Raw genomic sequence first — 19,931 nt, forward strand, 5'->3', positions numbered from 1 at the left:
GGAAAGATAAAATTTTGCTAATTAATCAGTTTTACAACATCCTTCGCAAAATAACTCGCAATCAAGGAAGCTCCGGCGCGTTTTATGGCTGTAATTTGTTCTAGCATCACCGCATCGTGATCCAACCAACCTTTCTCGGCCGCCGCTTTTAGCATTGCATATTCACCGCTCACTTGATATACAGCCACGGGAACATTCACGGCATCTTTAATTTCGCGAACAATATCCAAATAACAAAGTCCGGGTTTTACCATCACAATATCAGCGCCCTCGTCAATATCCATCAAGGTTTCGCGAATGGCTTCCTCGCGGTTTCCGTAATCCATTTGATAGGTTTTTTTATCCTTAGGAATATCTTTTGAATCCACTGGCGCAGAATCCAAGGCATCGCGGAATGGTCCGTAAAATGCCGAGGCATATTTTGCACTGTATGCAATAATACCCGTATCGCAGAACCCTTCGTCTTCCAACAGTGTTCTGATTTCAAAAATCCGGCCGTCCATCATATCGCTAGGCGCAACAACATCTGCTCCAGCAATGGCGTGGCTTAACGACATTTCTGCCAAAACAGCATTTGTATCGTCATTTAAAATTTTTCCTTCGGAAATTATTCCGTCGTGGCCATAAACTGAAAAAGGATCCAAGGCAACATCAGTCATTACAATCATTTCCGGAACCGCGTTTTTTACGGTTTTAATGGCGCGCTGCATCAATCCGTCAGCATTCAATGCTTCTTTTCCGCTGTTATCTTTCAATTTGTCATCCACTTTTACGAAAAGTAAAACAGATTTCAAACCGAGTTTCCAAAGCTCCTTCACTTCTTTTTGAAGATTATCTAAACTCAACCTGTAATAGTTCGGCATCGAGGCAATTTCCTCCTTCACGCCCTTTCCTTCCACCACAAAAAGTGGCACGATAAAATCATTGGGGCTTATAATGGTTTCACGGACCAGGCTTCGCATACTTTCGTTGGTTCGCAATCTTCGGTTTCTTCTTAATGGGTACATAGCTATTTTTGATTTGTGATTTACGATTTTAGATTTACGATTATTTCATTCATAAATCTAAAATCGTACATCTAAAATTAATTAATCCAATCTTTCGGCTTTCTTAAAACTTCAACAAGCTTTTCTTCCTCACTTCCCTTCTCGGGATGAAAATCATAGCGCCACTGAACGTGGGGCGGCAAACTCATCAAAATGCTTTCAATTCGGCCATTTGTTTTTAGGCCGAAGAGCGTTCCTTTATCGTGAACCAAATTGAATTCCACATAACGGCCACGGCGTATTTCCTGCCAAGTTTTGTTTTCTTCGGTATAGGGAATATCTTTTCTTTTTTGAACAATGGGAAGATAGCAATCCAAAAAGCTATTGCCAACTTCTGTCACGAAATTGTACCAATCCTGCATCGCCATTTCATCAGTCTTCTTCAAATAATCGAAAAACAAACCACCAATTCCTCGTGCTTCTTCGCGATGGGCGTTCCAAAAATATTCGTCACAACGTTTTTTATAAGTTTCATAAAAATCCGGATTATGTCCATCGCAAGCAGTTTTGCATACTTGATGAAAGTGTTTGGCATCTTCTTCAAACAAATAGTAGGGCGTTAAATCTTGTCCGCCGCCAAACCAACTGTCCACGATTTTACCTTCGGAATCGTACATTTCAAAATAGCGCCAATTGGCATGAACCGTTGGCACCATCGGACTTTTTGGATGAAGCACCAAACTTAATCCGCAAGCAAAAAAGTCAGCATCTTTTACGCCGAAATATTGCTGCATACTATCTGGCAATTTCCCAAAAACCTCACTGATGTTTACGCCGCCTTTTTCGAAAACTGCTCCGTTTTCAATTACGCGGGTTCTTCCTCCGCCGCCTTCAGCGCGAGTCCATTTATCTTCTTTGAATTTAGCTGAACCATCAATTTCTTCTAATGCGGAAGTGATTTCGTTCTGTAAATTCTTTATATATGCTACAAATTTTTCTTTCATTGTAATTTTTTCTGAAGTGATTTTGCGTTTTCCAAAACCCTTAAAGTTTCAGTACTCGCAGCAGTTACCGAAAGCGGCAAAACCAATATTATTCCAACAATGGGAATTAAAAGCATCAGCATAAAAACTATTCCGTTGCCAATAGCCAAACCTCGATTTCTTCTAACAAATTGAATGCTTTCTGAATATTTATAATGCCGTTCCAAGGTGTAATCCATATTTCCGAAACCTGCGTAATAGCTCTGCACCAAAAACAAAAATACTGAAGAAATTATTCCAACAACTGGAATAAAACCAATCAAAATAATGGGGATGGTTAGCAATAGCTCCATCAATAAATTTCGAACGTTTATTCGAATGCCGCGCCAAAGTTGTTCAACATTTGAAGTGTTTCTGTGGGAATGATTTTCGCAAAAAAGGTGCTTTTCAATTTTTTCTGAAACGGGACTCATAAAAGGCGCACTCAAGGCCATTACAATATGCCGATAGAGAATAATTCCCAATGCAATAATAATTAGTGCTCCAATAAAATCGCTGATGGTTCTAAAAGTTTCTGCGCCCCATTCCCAAAACCAGATCTTTGAAATGAAGGAGCCAAGGTTATCACTCAGTCCCCAAGCGGAAAAACCAATCGTAACTGCAGTAAAAAAACTAATTGCCATTGGCACACCAAAATACTTCCAAAGCCCAAGTTGGCCAATGAGCTTGAAAGTTCCTGCGTATGCTTTTATGCCTTTTAGAATGTTTTTAATCATTGCCGTTAAATGTCTGGTCGAGCGCGGTCGAGACCTAATTTGAAGTTCTCGACTGCGCTCGAACGGACAATTATTCTATATAAACTAATTTAGTTTTAAAATTTTCAACTTCTTCAACAGTTTCAATTTTAACCGCTTCCGAAGCTTTTTGTTTCAAAAACGAAATGGTTTCCACTTCATTTTTATATTTTATTTCTTCAAAAAAAACAATGCCCATTTGGTTGTTGTGCAGATCCATCGCTTCTTCCAAAGCTTCGTTTGGCGAAAACTTTTCGTGCCAATCGGTGAATTTTTTTGCCCACAAAATTGCTTTTTCCTCGTTTCTCTTCCAAATTAGGCATTTCCGAATTATCAAAATAACCCATAACGCATGCCTAAATGCGTTCGCCGGATTGCTTAAATGGTGCTTGCTTCCAAATTCCCGTTGCGCAATATCCATACATTCTTTTGTGGCAAGAACGGTAGGAAGAACATACATCGGATTTTTTAAAAACATCCAAAACAACCCGAAAAGTTGCTTAAAATCAAGTTTCTTTAAAATCTGCCAAAGCATCTATTCTTGTTTGTATTCCTTCACCGCTTCAATAAAAGCGCTCGCATTCTCCAATGGAATGTTTGGTAAAATTCCGTGGCCCAAATTCACGATATAGCGGTCTTTTCCGAACTCATCAATCATCTTTTTCACCATTTTCTTTATTTCAGAAGGCGGACTAAAAAGTCGCGTTGGGTCAAAATTTCCTTGCAAGGTGATTTTTCCTCCAGTCAAATAACGAGCATTTTTTGGTGAACAAGTCCAATCCACACCCAAAGCCGAAGCACCACTTTTTGCCATCGTGTCCAAAGCGAACCAGCATCCTTTCCCGAAAGCAATTACAGGCGTTTCATCTTTAAGGGCATCAATAATTTGCTGCATATATTGCCAACTGAATTCTTGATAATCCGTAGGCGAAAGCATCCCGCCCCAACTGTCAAAAACCTGCACGGCGTTTACGCCAGCCTTTACTTTTTCCTTTAAATAAAGAATTGTTGTGTCTGTTATTTTCTGAAGCAATTCATGCGCAACAACAGGTTGTGTGAAACAAAATTCCTTTGCAATATCGAAATTTTTCGAGCCCTGACCTTGAACACAATAACACAAAATAGTCCAAGGACTACCCGCAAAACCAATCAACGGAATTTCGTCGTTGAGTTTTTCTTTCGTCATTTTTATAGCGTCCATTACGTAACCGAGGGTTTCGTGAATATCCGGAACTATTACGCGCTCCAAATCTTTTGCCGAACGGATTGGGTCTGGTAACCACGGGCCAATGCCAGGTTTCATCTCTACGTGAATGTTCATTGCCTGTGGAATTACCAAAATATCGCTGAATAAAATAGCAGCGTCCATTCCATATCTTCTAATGGGTTGAACGGTTATTTCACTGGCAAGTTCTGGTGTTTGGCACCGCGTGAAAAAGTCGTATTTCTGTTTTATTTCCTGAAATTCGGGCAAATATCTTCCTGCTTGGCGCATCATCCAAACGGGCGGGCGTTCTACTGTCTCGCCGCGGAGGGCTTTTAGGAATAAATCGTTCTTTATCATAAGTTTTAGTTTAAACCTAACAGGTTTTTAAAACCTGTTAGGTTTATAATTTTTATATTTTTAATGTTTTCACCGTTTTTGCAATTACGCTTTCTACGGTTGTGGCGTTTGAGACAACCACATTTTCTGTATATCTTTTTGCTTCGGAAGCAGTTGTTGTGCCAATGCAAACAAATATTGCTTTGTTATCAGTGAGATTGCTTCGTTCCTCGCAATAACTTCGCACCCCGCTTGGGCTAAAAAATAGAACCGCATCAAACTGTCTTTCAAATTTTGTTGGGTTCAGAGTTGTTTTGTAAACTTCTATTTCTTTAAAAGTGATATTATTTTCTTTCAATCTTGAAGGAATTTCATCACTTCGAATGTTTCCGCAGAAAAAGTGAAAAGAATCGTTTTTGTGGTTTTTCACTAAATAATCTGCCAATTTCGAAGCGTATTCAGTCATTTTAATCACTTTTATGCCGTTTTCTTCCAAAAGTGCTTTTGTCTTTTCGCCTACACAGAAACAATTGCCAAAGACCCTTCGACTGCGCTCAGGGTGACATTCGTTTTTAAACAAAGCATTTACGGCATTTTGGCTTGTGAAAATTGCGTTTTCAATTATTGACGGAACTTTAAAAGACACAAAATCAATATTTATGGCATTGTATTCAACCAGCGAAACGCCCGCATTTTGCAGTAATTCTTTTTGCTTTTCCGTTAATTTTTTAGTTGATAAAACCGTGGGCATGGTTTTTTAAATATTTTTTAATGTCAGCATCTTTTCCGAAAACAGCTAAAATATCGCCGCTTTGAAAAACCATATCCGGTTTTGGCAAACCAACAACTTCGCGCTTTTCAATGGCTCTTCCCAGTAAATTGGTGTGTTGTTTTTTTCTAATAATGGTAATAATGTTCAAATTGAAATTCTTCCGAAAATCTGATTGTTGAAGGGTTTGACCAACCAAAGATTGGCTTACTTCAACTTCTGAAACCAAATATTCATCATCAATTTCAAAGTTGTCTATGCTTCCTTTTAGATTGATTTTTTTGGTAAAACGCTCTGCATATTCCTGTTCGGGGTGAATTATTTGGTCCACGCCCATCGCTTCCAAAATAGTGTCTTCCAAAGCTGAAGCAGAACGCGAAATAATTTTTGCTTTGGTCAATTTTTTAACAATCGCAGTACTCATTATTCCTGCGCCATTTCGCTGCCCAATGGCAATGATGGCCAAGTCTGCATTATTTAAAGGCAGTGAGTTGTAAGCATTTTCATTGGTTGCATCAATAGCAACCGCGTGAGCGACTTTATTCTTTATTTGCTCAATTTTTTCGAGATCTTGATCTGCAACAATCACTTCGTTTCCGGTGTTTGAAAGATGGATGGCCAGCGACATTCCAAAATTTCCAAGTCCTATAACTACTATCTTCATAAGCTTCTTTTTTTAAGTTCCGCTTTCTTAGTTAATCAAAATATTTTCTTCAGGGTAAGTGTATTCTGTTCTTCCAACACTTTTCAAAAGACCAATCATTAAATTCAGCAATCCAATTCTCCCAAAAAACATTAAAAAGATGATTACATATTTGCTATATTCAGAGAGCTGTGAAGTAATTCCCAGGGAAAGGCCAACTGTGGAAAATGCCGAAAATACTTCGAAAGCAATCTGTATTAGTGAAAATTCAGGGTTAAAAATGAGCACTAACAAAATACCCGTCCCGATACTTGCCAATGAAATTGAAATAATGGCAAATGCACGGTGTACGGCCTCTGTGGCTATTCTTCGGGTGCCGATTTCAATATATTTTTTATCGCGTGCTATAGCGAAAATATTAAGCGTTGCAAGGGCAAAAGTAGTAGTTTTTATACCGCCTCCGGTTGATGCAGGCGATGCTCCGACCCACATTAAAAAAATCATAAACAAGATTCCGGGAATGGTGAAATTGGACATATCAACCGTATTAAACCCAGCCGTTCGTGATGTTACCGAAGAAAACATTGCTGTGGTAAATTTCCCAAATGCCGTTTCGTGCTGTAAAAGATTGGTCTGTTGTTCCGAAAAAAGGAAAAAAACCGCGCCTCCCACTATTAAAATAATGGTGGTGTAAAGCACAATTTTGGTATTCAGATTAATGACTCGTGAAATAAAAACACGATCATTTTTACTGAACAGATTTGAAACGAATTTTCTGAAATATTGAATTATGTTATAGGCAATATGATATCCCAAACCACCAAAAACAATAAGCGCCATGACAACCCATTGCATATAATAATTGAAACGCAAACCTGTGTCATAAAGGCCATCTGATGCTAACGAAAAACCTGCATTGCAATAAGCCGAAATAGCATGAAAAACTGCAAAAAATCCTCTGCTTTTAAAAGAATCTATATGTGCTAGCGAATGATAAATGAAAAAAGCGCCAATTGCTTCCAAAATAATTGAAAAAGCCACAATCTGCATTACGGTTCGCATAACGCTGTTTAACTTTTCGTGTCCCAAAATATCTTTCATATAAAGGCTTTCCTTGAATGAAGCGCCACTTTTAAAGAAATAAGCAAAAAATGAAGTGAATGTTAGCATCCCCAAACCTCCTATTTGAAACAAAATCATAATAATTGTTTGCCCGAAAGGAGTAAAATCTTTTGCGGTATCAACCACAATCAAGCCTGTAACGGCCGTGGCGCTTGTAGCTGTAAATAGCGCATCGGTAAAAGTGATTCCGTGTGTGGTCGCACTTGGGAGCAATAGTAAAAAAGTTCCCGCAAGGGCAATTATTGCAAAACTGCCCACAAAGAGAATTGCTGGATTAAAATAGAGGCTGTAAATTATTCTGAGTAAAAAAGTAAGACGAATGAAAAAATAGAAGAGGAGGCCGTATTCAATAACATAGCGCGCGTTGAAGAATGTTTCAACCAGCGATGTTTCATAGTTGGCGAGAATCATTATCACTTCCAGCACAATCAACAAAAGCAAAATCAACAGACTTATCCTGCTGCTTCGCGTAACCTCTTTGTCTCTTTTATAAGTATGATATTTATAAAAGTTGAAGGCTATTAAAGCCAGCAATAATGATGGAAGAACGATGAGTTTATACTGCCGAAAATCTTTGAAATTTTCAAAACCGAAGTCAAAAACCAAAAATGCCAACAAGCCCAGGTCTAAAAACCAAACCACAATATCTGTTGGGCTTGTTCTTTTCCAAGGACTCATTTCATTTCATTTTTTATGGAAAGCATCAGCTCAGATCCACCATTTTGAAGAATAAATGTAGCACATTCTTTCCCAAAGCCTTTGTATTGTGACGTTAAAACTTTCTTTTCAATGTCTATTTTGGCTTTGCCATCAAGTGAAAAAAGACATCCCTTAAAAAGAATTTCATTGTCAATAATTTCAGCAAAAGCGCCGATGGGCGCGGTACAGCCACCTTCTAAAGTGCGTAAAAATTCACGTTCAATATGTGTGCAAATTTCTGAAGTGGAATCATTTAATTTTGAAGTAGCTTCTATACAAAACTCATCATTTTCCAGAGCAACAATAACCATTGCGCCTTGGGCGGGAGCGGGAAGCATCCAATTTAAATCTATAAAATCTGCTGGCAAAAGGTTAATTCTTTGTAAACCTGCTTTCGCAAAAATAGCGCCTTGCCAATCATTATCTTTTAACTTTTGAAGTCTTGTATTTACATTTCCTCGCAAATCCACAACCTTATGGTTTGGATATCTGTGAAGCCATTGTGCCTGCCTGCGCAGACTTCCCGTGGCTATCGTACAAGGAGTTTCAAAATTAGTTTCACCTTTTGTCACTAAAATATCTTCAGAAGAAGCGCGTTCCAAAACTGCAGTCTGCACAATGCTATTGGGCAATTGTGTGGGCACATCTTTCATACTGTGTACAGCAATATCCACAGTTCCGGTTATCATTGCAACATCCAAGGTTTTTGTAAAAATACCGGTAATGCCCATTTCGTAAAGTGGTTTGTCCAGCACTAAATCGCCTTCAGATTTAACGGGAAGCAATTGGGTTGTATATCCTAAATTTTCAAGTTTGGATTTTACGGTGTTGGCTTGCCAAAGGGCAAGTTCACTGTCGCGGGTGCCAATTCGGATTGTTTTTTTCAAGATTAGGCAGTTTCAAGTTGAAAAACCCTTCGTATGAGTTCTATACTTTCGGCGGAGCCTTCTTCGCCTTTTAGGTGGTTTGCGAAATGTGTAGTTATTTTTTGAATAAGTCGGTCACTGATTATTTCAGCTTGCTCTTCGTTAAAACCTTCAATTTTTTTACGCTGGTTATCAATTTCGGCAGCTTTAATTTCGATCAGTTTACTTTTTAAAGCTTTAATAGTTGGGGCAAATTTTCTATTATCTGCCCATTGATTGAATTCCTTTTCTATTTCAGCAATAATTTTTTTCGCCAAAGGAAGTTGTGCCGCACGTTGTTCCAAAGTATTGTCCGTTACAGCAGAAAGATGATCCATATGTACCAAAGTCACTAAATCATTTTGCAAAACATCTTCAGAAACATTTTTTGGAATAGAAAGATCTAAAATAAGCAAAGGTCTTTTTAAATATAAAAGGTCTTTTGAAATGGTTGGTTTTTGCGCGCCGGTGGCTACGATAAGTACATCTGCTTGGGCAATTTCACTTTGAATATCGGCGTAATCCTTAACGATCAAGTTGAATTTTCCAGCAACTTTTTCAGCTTTTTCCTTGGTGCGGTTTATAAGGGTAATATGGTCGTTTTTGGTGTGTTTTATTAAGTTTTCGCAGGTGTTTCTACCTATTTTCCCTGTTCCGAAAAGTAAAATGTTCTTTTCTGAAATATAGGGAACGCGCGCCATAATATATTGAACCGCAGCAAAACTAACGGAAGTTGCGCCGGAAGAAATTCCTGTTTCATTTTTGATGCGTTTACTAGCTTGAATAACCGCATTGGCAAGCCGCTCCATAAAAGGATTGATAATATCGTGTTTTTTTGACTCGCGGAAAGCGTTTCGCAATTGGCTAATAATTTCAAAATCACCTAAAATTTGGCTGTCAAGACCAGTTCCCACAGTGAAAAGATGTGAAACGGCATCGTGGTTTTTATAAATATAGGCTACTTTTTCAAATTCTTCAACTGTGCCATTTGTATGTGCGCAAAGTAATTTTATAAGTTGGTAAGGATGCTGCGCAAAACCGTAAAGTTCAGTTCTGTTGCAAGTGGAAATAACCGTGAGGGAAGGAATTCCATCAGCTTTGGCCTGTAAAAGGATTTTTTCCTTCGCACTATCGTTTATGCTAAAGTGTCCACGGATTTCGGCATCTGCTTTTTTGTAGTTGAGGCCGATGGCGTAAAAATTGCCTTCAAGCGACTGCCCAGAATATGTTTTCAAGTTTTCCATATAAAACAGGAGCAAATGTAAGAGCATTGTTTTTTAAAAAACAACGCTAGCGGTATCTTTTATGTCGATGGCTGTTAAAATTCGTCTAAATATGATATTTGTCATATTTTAATGCCCTAAATTCGCGGTTTCAAGTATAATTCACCATAAAATTATTTAGAACTATTCTAAATAAAATTATTTCAAAAGCTTTATGGATTTTCAAAAAAATGTCGCTCAAAGTTTTTATGAAGAAACCTTAATTGAACCTGGTTTTTTTATATTGAAATTCAACAACGAAACCGATGAAAATCAAACTTTTAAAAGAGAAGTTAGCTCTAATTTCATTCAGTTTCATTTCTGCATAAAAGGGTCGGCTTCTTTTATTTTTAATGAAGGAAATTACACGTTGCCTTTACAGGAAGAAAATTCGTTGCTGCTCTACAATCCACAACGCGATTTGCCAATAAATTTAGTGCTTAACAAACATTCGTGGATGCTTTCGGTTTTGCTTCCCATCAATAAATTCCACGGTCTTTTTTCCACCGAAGCAAATTATATCACTTTTTTAAGTGAGGAAAACAAAGATCGAAAATATTATAAAGACGCCCATATTTCGCCTTCCATGGCCATTGTGCTAAACCAATTGATGAATTATAACCTGCATCCAACCATAAAACCCTTGTATTTTAAGGGAAAGGCCTATGAATTGATAAGCCTTTATTTTAACCGTCCGGCTGATGCAGATATTGAGCAATGCCCTTTTTTGGCAGATGAAGATAAAGTTTCAAAAATAAAAAAGGCGAAACAGATTATGGTTTCAAGAATGGCGGAACCCCCGACTTTACAGGAATTGGCTGATGAAATTAATTTGCCAATCAACCGATTGAAGGAAGGTTTTAAACAAATTTATGGAGATTCGGTGTTCAGTTTTTTGTTTGACTATAAAATGGAAGTCGCGCGCCAACTACTTGCAACGGGTTCCCACAATGTGAATGAAGTAGGTTTAAAGGTAGGCTACAGTACCGCGAGTCATTTTATTGCAGCGTTTAAGAAGAAATTCGGCACTACTCCTAAGAAGTTTTTGATGGGGTTAAACTCATAAATAATAAAAATAGTTTCATTGTTTTTAAGTACCGCCTCAAGTAATTTTTGAATTTTAAAAGAGTAATTTTGCCTTAAATTTTTAACAGTTATGAAAGGAGTTCTCCTTGTAAACCTCGGCTCACCGGACAGCACCAACCCAAAAGACGTAAAAAAATACCTCGATGAATTTTTGATGGATCCTCGCGTTATCGACGTTCCTTTTTGGTTCCGTTCGTTTTTGGTTCGGGGGATTATTCTGAATACGCGCCCAAAAAAATCTGCCGAAGCCTATCAAAAAATTTGGTGGGATGAGGGTTCACCGCTGATTGTGATTTCAGAAAGACTTCAGAAAAAAATTCAAGAAAAAACAACTGTTCCCGTTGCTTTGGCAATGCGCTACGGAAGCATGACTTTAAAAAAAGGCCTACAGGAATTGGTAGATAAAGGCGTGGATGAAATTTTGACTATTCCGCTCTATCCGCAGTTTGCAATGGCGACTACGGAGACTATAGATGTGAAAGTGGAAGAGCTTAAAAACGAATTCTTTCCGCAGTTACAAATCACTTCGCTTCCTGCATTTTATAACAAACCGGAATATATTGAAGTGCTTTCGAAAAGTATTTCTGAAAAGATTAAAAACCTTGATTATGAACATCTTTTGTTCAGTTATCACGGCGTTCCGGAAAGACATATTTATAAGCGGGATATCACAAAGAGCCATTGCAAAATAGATGGGAGTTGTTGTGTAACACCTTCTCCCGCCCACGAGTTTTGCTATCGCCACCAATGTTTGAAAGTAACTGATTTAGTTGCAAAAAAGTTGAATTTACAACCTGGAACTTATTCAACATCGTTTCAGTCGCGATTGGGTTTTGATCCTTGGTTAAAACCGCCAACAGACAGAACTATAGAGCGTTTAGGACTTGAAGGAACTAAAAAAATGGCAATCGTTACTCCTGCTTTCGTTAGTGATTGTTTGGAAACTTTAGAAGAAATTGCAATGGAAGGCCAAGAGATTTTCCACGAAGCTGGCGGAAAGGATTTTACCGTAATTCCTTGTTTGAATGATCGTGACGATTGGGCTGAGGTTTTAACAGGCTGGATTGATAAATGGCGAATTGTGGATGTAAAAACTGCAATCGCTTGATTATTTTTTATTTTCTATTACTATTTTTTATTAACTAAAAATTAATCGGAAATAGAAATGCGTCGCTTTTTAAAAATAAATAATAACAATAGAGAATATTTTTAATGAACAATAAATCCGCCGCACTTGGCACAGATTCCATTGGAAGTTTACTGATTAAACAAGCCGTACCAGCTTCCATCGGGATTTTGGTTATGTCACTGAACATTTTGGTGGACACCATTTTTGTGGGCAACTGGATTGGTTCCATCGCTATTGCAGCCATAAATGTAGTTTTACCGGTTTCGTTTTTTATTGCAGCTCTCGGAATGGCGATCGGCATTGGTGGATCTTCCATAATTTCGCGCGCTTTGGGAGCCGATAACAAAGAACGCGCCCTAAAGACCTTCGGAAATCAAATCACCGTTACTTTACTGCTAACAACCGCTATGGTTGTTTTTGGTCTGGTTTTTATAAATGAAATTATTCCAGCCTTCGGTGGAAAGGGTGACATTTTTGAACCCGCGAAAATCTATTACAGAATTGTGCTTTACGGAGTGCCGCTTTTGGCGCTTTGTATGATGGGAAACAACGTGATCCGCGCTGAGGGGAAGCCAAAATTTGCAATGATTGCTATGATTATTCCTTCTGTTGGGAATCTAATTTTGGACTATATTCTTATCAACCTTTTGGATATGGGAATGGCCGGAGCAGCTTGGGCAACAACCATTTCTTATGGACTGTGTTTTCTGTATGTACTTTGGTTCTTTTTAAGCGATAAATCGGAACTTAAAATAAGTCTTCCGCATTTTGGGCTTGATTTACCAATCCTAAAAGAAATGTCGGCACTTGGTTTTGTTACTTTGGCAAGGCAAGCTGTTGTTAGCGTTACCTATCTTTTGATGAACAATATTCTCTTCAATATTGGGGGTGAAGCTTCGGTTGCTGCATATGGAATTATCGGGCGGATGTTGATGTTTGCACTTTTCCCAGTTTTGGGTGTTACACAAGGATTTTTGCCCATAGCCGGATTCAATTATGGGGCACATAAATTTCCGCGGGTTCGGGAAAGTATCAACAAAGCCATTTTATATGCTGGCGGTTTGGGACTTGTAATTTTTGCAGTAATAATGATTTTTCCTGAGGAAATTGTTTCGGTCTTTACAAAAGATGCAGATATCCTTTCAGAAACGCCGCACTATATGCGCTGGGTTTTTGCTGCAACACCAATTATTGCTATCCAGTTAATTGGTTCGGCCTATTTTCAGGCTATCGGAAAGGCAGTTCCCGCTTTATTGCTAACATTAACGCGACAAGGATTTTTCTTTATTCCGCTTATTTTTATTCTTCCACATTACTTTGGCGAACTTGGAGTATGGATTTCCTTTCCGGCGGCAGATGTGCTTTCAACCATTGTAACGGGTTATTTTTTGAATCGGGAAATTCGGAAAACGTTAAAAGAGTAAATATAAAATCATAATTTTATAAAGATTTTCAGAATCACTTAATGGAACAATATTACCCCTACATAAAATCACTTCACTTAATATTTATAATCACTTGGTTTGCGGGGCTTTTTTATATTGTTCGTCTTTTTGTATATCAAATTGAAGCTTCTCAAAAACCATCTCCCGATAAAGAAATTTTGGGTGCCCAGCTTAAAATAATGGCTTCACGACTTTGGAAAATCATTACTTGGCCAAGTATGATTTTGGCTGTTTTTTTCGGAGTTTGGCTCATCTACATGCGCATGTTTTTTTTAGCCGACGCTTGGATGCAAGTAAAATTAGGCTTTGTAGTGCTTTTGATAATCTACCAGTTTAAATGCCATCAAATTTTTAAACAGCTCCAAAATGGCGTAGTTAAACATTCCTCAAACTATATGCGGCTTTTCAACGAAGTGCCCACCATTATTCTATTTGCCGTAGTTTTTTTGGTCATTCTAAAAGATGGAACTAATTGGATTTATGGCACCGTGGGCATTATTATCTTTGCTATTTTATTGATGATGGGCTATAAAATTTACAAGAGAATTCGGGAAAAATAACTTCGTTTTTTGGAATTTGGGATTTGTTATTTGGAATTTTCCGTTTAGGTTCGATTATTGCTATCTTTCATTCGTCAAAAAAAAATGTAAATGTACTTTTACAAAAAATCGCTTCGCACCCGAATCTTTCTTTCTATGTTCCTTTTGGTTTTGGGAGCTTCGGTTCTAATTGCTATTGTTACCGTATTTCAGTATAAAGAGGAAGCGCAGGATTATCACCGCGATAGGCTTTTGCGAAAGGAAGCTGCCATCCGCGAAAACATAAACTACATTTTAAAGACAACTACCTATCCTGTTGAAACGGAACAGATCCCGTTGATTTTTAAAGATAAAATTTATGAAATTAAGGACATTCACGGGCTTGAGATTTTTCTTTATGACCTTGATGGAAATCTTTTAAAATCATCAAAACCTTCTTTTTTTAAGGATACCGTTTCGCCAAAAATGCCCGAATTTGCGTTGGAAGCGCTTCAAAATTCACCCACAAAAAGCTACATAAAGGAATTTGAGGAGGGCGGTCAAAAATACCAATCATCCTATACCTACATTACGGATAATTATTTCAAACCTTTGGCAATCCTTAATTTACCCTACATTGAAGATGATGGGTTTATAACAAATGAACTCACGGAATATCTGTATCGGCTGGGAGTGGCTTACTTCTTTATGCTTTTTGCGGCGATTATACTTTCCTATTTTCTTTCAAAATTCATTACCCGATCCTTAAAAGAGATTAGTGAAAAGCTTTCCGAAACACGTTTTGATGCCCGCAACAAAAAAATTATTATCAGCGATACACCGCAGGAAATTTCCTTGCTCGTAAACTCATATAACGGGATGATTGATGAGCTTGAAAATAGTGCTGTACAGCTTGCGGCAAACGAGCGCGAAACTGCCTGGCGTGAAATGGCAAAACAGGTTGCGCACGAAATTAAAAATCCGCTGACGCCCATGCGGCTTACCGTGCAAAGCTTTCAACGAAAGTTTGACTGCAACGATCCGGATGTTGATAAAAAAATGGCGGAATACACCAATACCTTGCTTCAGCAAATAGACACCTTGAGTTCTATTTCCTCAGCATTTTCAACCTACGCAAAGATGCCAGCACAACAGGATGAAACCCTAAATGTGGTAAAAATTACAAAACTGGCATTGGATATTTTTAATGAGGATTATATCTATTTCTTTTCCGAAAAAGAGGTGGTTCGAGCCCGTTTTGATAGAACACAATTAATACGGGTGGTTACCAATTTGGTAAAAAACAGCATACAATCCGTTGAGCAGAAAAATCCTGAAAACCCAAGAATTGACGTAATAGTTGAGAATACGGAAGATTGGGTAAACATTTTGGTTACAGATAATGGCGTTGGCGTTCCGGAAGAAAACAGAAGTTGCATTTTTGAGCCGCAATTCACAACAAAAACCAGCGGAATGGGGTTGGGTCTTGGAATGGTAAAAAATATTGTGGAAACCTATGGCGGCACAATTGCTCTGGATTCTTCCGAAGATAAAACCACCTTTAAGGTTTCTTTCCCTTCAATTGGCTGATTTTTTTGATTTCTTACAAAGTATGGGTTCAAATCTTTTCTAAAAGCCGATGTTTTTTAAGCTTTCCAATGAATTTAAAATTACTTCAAAAAGTGATTTAATGTTTTCATTTTTTGTAAACTTTTTGCCCTTGCGAAGCTACTGAAAATTTTATAAGTAATTGTTAATCAATATTTTTTAAATTTCACTTCCAAAAAATTTGTAAACAATTGGTTTTTCCATGTTGAAAACTTTGTTAAAAAACGAATAAAGGTTTCACCCAAATTTCCTTTTAATTTTTACATATTTGTTAGTCCCGAGTAACGGCAATTTTTTAATCTAAAAACAAAGGACAAATGAGTGCAATTGAACCAATTTTACAGGAAAACAAAAACAGATTCGTAATATTCCCGATCCAACATCACGATATTTGGGATTGGTATAAAAAGAGCGAAGCTAGTTTTTGGACAGCCGAAGAAATTGATCTGCACCAAGATTTAACCGATTGGACTTCCAAATTAAACGACGACGAGCGTTATTTCATAAAACATATTTTAGCATTTTTCGCTGCTTCCGATGGAATTGTGAATGAAAATCTTGCCGAAAATTTCGTGAACGAAGTTCAGTACAGCGAAGCAAAATTCTTCTACGGGTTTCAGATTATGATGGAAAATATTCACAGTGAAACCTATTCGCTTTTGATTGATACCTATGTAAAAGACGAAAAGGAAAAAGATCAACTTTTCAATGCCATTGAAACTTTTCCGGCTATTAAAAAGAAAGCTGATTGGGCGTTGAAATGGATTGAAAGCGATTCATTTGCAGAGCGTTTGATAGCTTTTGCCGCAGTGGAAGGAATCTTCTTTTCAGGTGCATTTTGCTCTATTTTTTGGTTGAAAAAACGTGGCTTGATGCCTGGACTTACCTTTTCAAACGAATTAATTTCCCGTGACGAAGGCGTTCACTGCGATTTTGCGGTACATCTTCACAACCATCATTTGGTGAACAAAGTTTCTAAAGAACGCATCCGCGAGATAATTGTTGATGCTCTAAATATTGAGCGCGAATTTATTACCGAATCGCTTCCCGCAAGTTTGATTGGGATGAATTCAAAATTGATGACGCAATATCTTGAATTTGTGACGGACAGACTTTTGGTGGAATTGGAATGCGAAAAAGAATACAATGTTACCAACCCGTTCGATTTTATGGATATGATTTCGCTTCAAGGAAAAACCAACTTCTTTGAAAAGAGAGTTGGCGAATACCAAAAAGCAGGTGTTACCAACAAGGACAAAGAATCCAATAAAATCAGTTTCGACGCAGATTTTTAAAGCCCCCTAACCCCCGAAGGGGGAATTCATAGTTTACCCAAAAGGGCAAAGAATTGATATTTGCCACTTTATCAAATAAAATTTTTTAGTAACCCACTCTCCCAGTTCCCCTTCGGGGGTTAGGGGGCTAATACAAAACCTTATGAATGTAGTAAAAAGAGACGGCCGTAAAGAGCCTATGATGTTTGATAAAATCACGGCTCGTGTGCGCAAATTGTGTTACGGTTTAAACGAATTGGTTGATCCCGTGAAAGTCGCGATGCGCGTTATTGAAGGGCTTTATGATGGAGTAACCACAAGTGAACTCGATAATTTGGCTGCGGAAATTGCTGCAACAATGACCACTTCGCATCCGGATTATGCGCGTTTGGCGGCTCGAATTTCTGTTTCCAATCTTCATAAAAACACTAAAAAATCATTTTCTGAAGTGATGACGGATCTTTATGAATATGTAAATCCGCGTACGGGAAAAAAAGCGCCTTTACTGAGCGATGAGGTTTTTGAAGTGATAAAAAACAATGCCGAGGAATTGGATTCAACCATCATTTACAACCGTGATTTTGGGTATGATTATTTCGGCTTTAAAACTTTGGAACGTTCCTATTTGCTGAAGTTAAACGGAAAGATTGCGGAGCGCCCACAACATATGTTGATGCGTGTTTCCGTTGGAATCCATTTGGATGATTTGGCTGCGGTGAAAGAAACGTATGAGTTGATGTCGAAGAAATTCTTCACACACGCAACGCCAACGCTTTTCAACAGTGGAACACCAAAACCGCAAATGTCTTCCTGCTTTTTGCTTGCAATGAAAGATGATAGCATCGATGGAATTTATGACACATTGAAGCAAACTGCAAAAATCTCGCAGTCAGCTGGCGGAATTGGATTGTCAATTCACAACGTTCGCGCAACCGGTTCTTACATTGGTGGAACCAATGGAACTTCAAACGGAATTGTGCCGATGCTTCGTGTTTTCAATGATACCGCACGTTACGTTGATCAAGGCGGTGGAAAGCGAAAAGGTTCTTTCGCAATTTATGTGGAGCCTTGGCACGCTGATATTTTCGACTTTTTGGATTTGAAAAAAAATCACGGAAAGGAAGAAATGCGCGCCCGCGATCTTTTTTACGCCATGTGGATTCCAGATTTATTTATGGAACGCGTGCAAACCGATGCGGAATGGACATTGATGTGCCCGAACGAATGCCCCGGACTTTTTGAATGCCATAGTGAAGAATTTGAAGCACTTTACCACAAATACGAAGCTGAAGGAAAAGGTAGAAAAACTGTAAAAGCACGCGAACTTTGGGAGAAAATCCTTGAATCGCAGATTGAAACCGGGACGCCTTATATGCTTTACAAAGACGCAGCAAACCGAAAGAGCAATCAGAAAAATTTGGGAACCATAAAATCTTCAAACTTGTGTACTGAGATTATGGAATTCACTTCTGCAGATGAAGTTGCGGTTTGTAATCTGGCTTCCATCGCCTTGCCAATGTTTGTGAAAAATGGAGAATTTGACCATAAGGAACTTTTCAAAGTAACAAAACGTGTAACCAAAAACTTAAACCGCGTAATCGACAGAAATTACTATCCGGTAATTGAAGCACAAAACTCAAATTTCCGCCACCGTCCGGTTGGTTTGGGAATTCAAGGTTTGGCGGATGCTTTTATTATGCTTCGTTTGCCGTTTACAAGTGATGAAGCGAAAAAACTGAACCAAGAAATTTTTGAAACTCTTTATTTTGCTGCGGTTACGGCTTCCATGGAAGAGGCAAAAGAAGACGGAACTTACGAAACTTACAAAGGTTCACCTATTTCCGAAGGACTTTTCCAACATAATTTATGGGGAATAAAAGACGAGGAATTGAGCGGTCGTTGGGATTGGGGAAAACTGCGTAAAGAGGTGAAGAAGCATGGCGTAAGAAATTCCCTTTTGGTAGCTCCAATGCCAACTGCGTCAACTTCGCAGATTCTTGGAAACAATGAGGCTTTTGAACCATATACCTCAAATATTTACACGCGCCGCGTTCTTTCAGGAGAATTCATTGTCGTAAACCAGCATTTGTTGGAAGATTTGGTGGAACTCGGCCTTTGGAACGAGGATTTAAAAGAAGAAATCATGCGAGCCAACGGCTCCATTCAAGATGTGGAAATAATTCCGCAGGATTTGAAGGAACTTTACAAAACCGTTTGGGAACTTTCTATGAAAGATATTATAGATATGAGCCGCCAACGTGGTTATTTCATTGACCAAAGCCAATCGTTGAACCTATTTATGGAAAACGCTAATATGGCGAAACTTACTTCGATGCATTTCTATGCTTGGAAGAGCGGTCTAAAAACAGGAATGTATTATTTAAGAACAAAGAGTGCCGTGGATGCGATTAAATTCACTCTTAAAAAAGAAGAGAAAAAGGAAACAGTTGGTGCTGAAGTTGAGGCCAATATAGTAGAAGATGTATCAACAAAGCCAATGACACCGCAGGAATTGCGGGAAATGTTGGCGCAATCCAAAAATGCACCGGACGATGACTGTCTGATGTGCGGTTCTTAATGACAAAAGCATAAATTTTTGAAAAGGAAGGCAATTGTCTTCCTTTTTTTATGGATTATTTTATATTAGCTTTTTTTAAACTGAAATATGGAAGACCTACTTATTGCCCCGAAAACCTGTTCCCAATGTAATTCTGAAATACAGTTGGAACAAAAATATTGTAATGATTGTGGATACCCTGAAGGAGGAACAGAGCAGGAACAATCAGGTTTTCATGCAAGACAAGTGATGAAAAAGAGAGGTCAGGCTGAAGCTTCATCCCAAATTAAAAAAGGCAGAAACAGTCTTTTTGTAGTTGCTGCAATAGCTTTTTTGTCTGGGATATATTATTTTTTTAAACTTGATGACTCATCAATTTTAATAGTAAATTCAATTCTTGCAATATGTTATTTACTATTGGGTTTTTGGTCACAAAAGCGTCCTTTGGTGGCTTTGATTTTAGGATTGCTGGTTTATTTAACCACCTTAGTTCTGAATGGATTGATTGAGCCCGAAACAATTTATAAGGGCATTTTAATCAAAGTTTTTATAATTGTTTATTTATCGAAAGGAATTAATTCCGCATTACAACTTCGCAATGCTTAAAT

The 19,931-nt window shown here is 38.1% G+C and carries 18 protein-coding genes; 8 read left to right on the top strand and 10 right to left on the bottom strand.

Annotated features, from left to right (window positions below; genetic code table 11):
• Positions 1 to 17: 17 nt before the first annotated feature.
• From hemB to hemA, 10 genes are all read right to left on the bottom strand, one after another.
• A complete protein-coding gene (gene hemB, locus A7A78_RS09645) occupies positions 18 to 1,007 on the bottom strand; it encodes a porphobilinogen synthase (RefSeq protein WP_068762244.1) in 990 nt (329 codons plus the stop codon).
• 77 nt (positions 1,008 to 1,084) lie between these two features.
• A complete protein-coding gene (gene hemF, locus A7A78_RS09650; protein WP_068762245.1) occupies positions 1,085 to 1,990 on the bottom strand; it encodes an oxygen-dependent coproporphyrinogen oxidase in 906 nt (301 codons plus the stop codon).
• Positions 1,987 to 2,745, bottom strand: coding sequence for an EI24 domain-containing protein (locus A7A78_RS09655; RefSeq protein WP_068762246.1), 759 nt, complete (start codon positions 2,743 to 2,745; stop codon positions 1,987 to 1,989). Before A7A78_RS09655 ends, hemF begins: the two co-directional genes overlap by 4 nt.
• 70 nt (positions 2,746 to 2,815) lie before the next feature.
• Positions 2,816 to 3,298 (bottom strand): DUF6973 domain-containing protein, encoded by a 483-nt coding sequence (locus A7A78_RS09660; protein WP_068762247.1) that lies wholly within the window; start codon positions 3,296 to 3,298, stop codon positions 2,816 to 2,818.
• Positions 3,299 to 4,327 (bottom strand): uroporphyrinogen decarboxylase, encoded by a 1,029-nt coding sequence (hemE, locus tag A7A78_RS09665; protein ID WP_068762248.1) that lies wholly within the window; start codon positions 4,325 to 4,327, stop codon positions 3,299 to 3,301.
• A 52-nt stretch (positions 4,328 to 4,379) separates the two neighbouring features.
• Positions 4,380 to 5,057: a uroporphyrinogen-III synthase gene (locus A7A78_RS09670; RefSeq protein WP_068762249.1), complete on the bottom strand. Its 678-nt coding sequence runs from the start codon at positions 5,055 to 5,057 to the stop codon at positions 4,380 to 4,382.
• A complete protein-coding gene (locus A7A78_RS09675) occupies positions 5,035 to 5,739 on the bottom strand; it encodes a potassium channel family protein (RefSeq protein ID WP_068762250.1) in 705 nt (234 codons plus the stop codon). The genes A7A78_RS09670 and A7A78_RS09675 overlap by 23 nt, the downstream gene beginning before the upstream one ends.
• Positions 5,740 to 5,766: 27 nt before the next feature.
• On the bottom strand, positions 5,767 to 7,518 hold the full coding sequence (locus A7A78_RS09680; RefSeq protein WP_068762251.1) for a TrkH family potassium uptake protein: 1,752 nt from the start codon (positions 7,516 to 7,518) through the stop codon (positions 5,767 to 5,769).
• The gene (hemC, locus tag A7A78_RS09685; RefSeq protein WP_207489354.1) at positions 7,515 to 8,426 is read right to left on the bottom strand and encodes a hydroxymethylbilane synthase; all 912 of its coding nucleotides are present in this window, start codon (positions 8,424 to 8,426) and stop codon (positions 7,515 to 7,517) included. Before hemC ends, A7A78_RS09680 begins: the two co-directional genes overlap by 4 nt.
• A 2-nt stretch (positions 8,427 to 8,428) precedes the next feature.
• Entirely contained in the window at positions 8,429 to 9,688 is a 1,260-nt protein-coding gene (gene hemA, locus A7A78_RS09690) for a glutamyl-tRNA reductase (protein ID WP_068762253.1), read from the bottom strand.
• Between the two features lie 193 nt (positions 9,689 to 9,881).
• Between hemA and A7A78_RS09695 the strand changes: the two genes are divergently transcribed.
• The 8 genes from A7A78_RS09695 (at position 9,882) to A7A78_RS09730 (ending at position 19,929) form a co-directional block, all read left to right on the top strand.
• Positions 9,882 to 10,772 carry an AraC family transcriptional regulator gene (locus A7A78_RS09695; RefSeq protein ID WP_068762254.1) on the top strand — a complete coding sequence of 297 codons (891 nt, stop codon included), beginning with the start codon at positions 9,882 to 9,884 and terminating at the stop codon, positions 10,770 to 10,772.
• Positions 10,773 to 10,862: 90 nt separating this feature from the next.
• Positions 10,863 to 11,900, top strand: coding sequence for a ferrochelatase (hemH, locus tag A7A78_RS09700; RefSeq protein ID WP_068762255.1), 1,038 nt, complete (start codon positions 10,863 to 10,865; stop codon positions 11,898 to 11,900).
• A gap of 104 nt (positions 11,901 to 12,004) precedes the next feature.
• Positions 12,005 to 13,345: an MATE family efflux transporter gene (locus A7A78_RS09705; RefSeq protein ID WP_068762256.1), complete on the top strand. Its 1,341-nt coding sequence runs from the start codon at positions 12,005 to 12,007 to the stop codon at positions 13,343 to 13,345.
• Positions 13,346 to 13,386: 41 nt separating this feature from the next.
• Positions 13,387 to 13,926 (top strand): CopD family protein, encoded by a 540-nt coding sequence (locus tag A7A78_RS09710; protein ID WP_068762257.1) that lies wholly within the window; start codon positions 13,387 to 13,389, stop codon positions 13,924 to 13,926.
• Positions 13,927 to 14,016: 90 nt separating this feature from the next.
• On the top strand, positions 14,017 to 15,474 hold the full coding sequence (locus A7A78_RS09715; RefSeq protein WP_068762258.1) for a sensor histidine kinase: 1,458 nt from the start codon (positions 14,017 to 14,019) through the stop codon (positions 15,472 to 15,474).
• A 335-nt stretch (positions 15,475 to 15,809) separates the two neighbouring features.
• Positions 15,810 to 16,787 carry a ribonucleotide-diphosphate reductase subunit beta gene (locus A7A78_RS09720; protein WP_068762259.1) on the top strand — a complete coding sequence of 326 codons (978 nt, stop codon included), beginning with the start codon at positions 15,810 to 15,812 and terminating at the stop codon, positions 16,785 to 16,787.
• A gap of 142 nt (positions 16,788 to 16,929) precedes the next feature.
• Positions 16,930 to 19,344 (top strand): ribonucleoside-diphosphate reductase subunit alpha, encoded by a 2,415-nt coding sequence (locus A7A78_RS09725; protein ID WP_068762260.1) that lies wholly within the window; start codon positions 16,930 to 16,932, stop codon positions 19,342 to 19,344.
• A gap of 144 nt (positions 19,345 to 19,488) precedes the next feature.
• On the top strand, positions 19,489 to 19,929 hold the full coding sequence (locus tag A7A78_RS09730; protein ID WP_131811124.1) for a hypothetical protein: 441 nt from the start codon (positions 19,489 to 19,491) through the stop codon (positions 19,927 to 19,929).
• Positions 19,930 to 19,931 lie beyond the last annotated feature (2 nt).

It is taken from the genome of Aequorivita soesokkakensis, from assembly GCF_001641085.1.
Taxonomy (GTDB): Bacteria; Bacteroidota; Bacteroidia; order Flavobacteriales; family Flavobacteriaceae; genus Aequorivita; species Aequorivita soesokkakensis.

What these genes read in the sequence shown, in the direction of transcription:
- hemB (WP_068762244.1), bottom strand. Translation starts at nt 1,007, where the DNA reads ATGTACCCATTAAGAAGAAACCGAAGATTGCGAACCAACGAAAGTATG.
- hemF (WP_068762245.1), bottom strand. Translation starts at nt 1,990, where the DNA reads ATGAAAGAAAAATTTGTAGCATATATAAAGAATTTACAGAACGAAATC.
- A7A78_RS09655 (WP_068762246.1), bottom strand. Translation starts at nt 2,745, where the DNA reads ATGATTAAAAACATTCTAAAAGGCATAAAAGCATACGCAGGAACTTTC.
- A7A78_RS09660 (WP_068762247.1), bottom strand. Translation starts at nt 3,298, where the DNA reads ATGCTTTGGCAGATTTTAAAGAAACTTGATTTTAAGCAACTTTTCGGG.
- hemE (WP_068762248.1), bottom strand. Translation starts at nt 4,327, where the DNA reads ATGATAAAGAACGATTTATTCCTAAAAGCCCTCCGCGGCGAGACAGTA.
- A7A78_RS09670 (WP_068762249.1), bottom strand. Translation starts at nt 5,057, where the DNA reads ATGCCCACGGTTTTATCAACTAAAAAATTAACGGAAAAGCAAAAAGAA.
- A7A78_RS09675 (WP_068762250.1), bottom strand. Translation starts at nt 5,739, where the DNA reads ATGAAGATAGTAGTTATAGGACTTGGAAATTTTGGAATGTCGCTGGCC.
- A7A78_RS09680 (WP_068762251.1), bottom strand. Translation starts at nt 7,518, where the DNA reads ATGAGTCCTTGGAAAAGAACAAGCCCAACAGATATTGTGGTTTGGTTT.
- hemA (WP_068762253.1), bottom strand. Translation starts at nt 9,688, where the DNA reads ATGGAAAACTTGAAAACATATTCTGGGCAGTCGCTTGAAGGCAATTTT.
- A7A78_RS09695 (WP_068762254.1), top strand. Translation starts at nt 9,882, where the DNA reads ATGGATTTTCAAAAAAATGTCGCTCAAAGTTTTTATGAAGAAACCTTA.
- hemH (WP_068762255.1), top strand. Translation starts at nt 10,863, where the DNA reads ATGAAAGGAGTTCTCCTTGTAAACCTCGGCTCACCGGACAGCACCAAC.
- A7A78_RS09705 (WP_068762256.1), top strand. Translation starts at nt 12,005, where the DNA reads ATGAACAATAAATCCGCCGCACTTGGCACAGATTCCATTGGAAGTTTA.
- A7A78_RS09710 (WP_068762257.1), top strand. Translation starts at nt 13,387, where the DNA reads ATGGAACAATATTACCCCTACATAAAATCACTTCACTTAATATTTATA.
- A7A78_RS09715 (WP_068762258.1), top strand. Translation starts at nt 14,017, where the DNA reads ATGTACTTTTACAAAAAATCGCTTCGCACCCGAATCTTTCTTTCTATG.
- A7A78_RS09720 (WP_068762259.1), top strand. Translation starts at nt 15,810, where the DNA reads ATGAGTGCAATTGAACCAATTTTACAGGAAAACAAAAACAGATTCGTA.
- A7A78_RS09725 (WP_068762260.1), top strand. Translation starts at nt 16,930, where the DNA reads ATGAATGTAGTAAAAAGAGACGGCCGTAAAGAGCCTATGATGTTTGAT.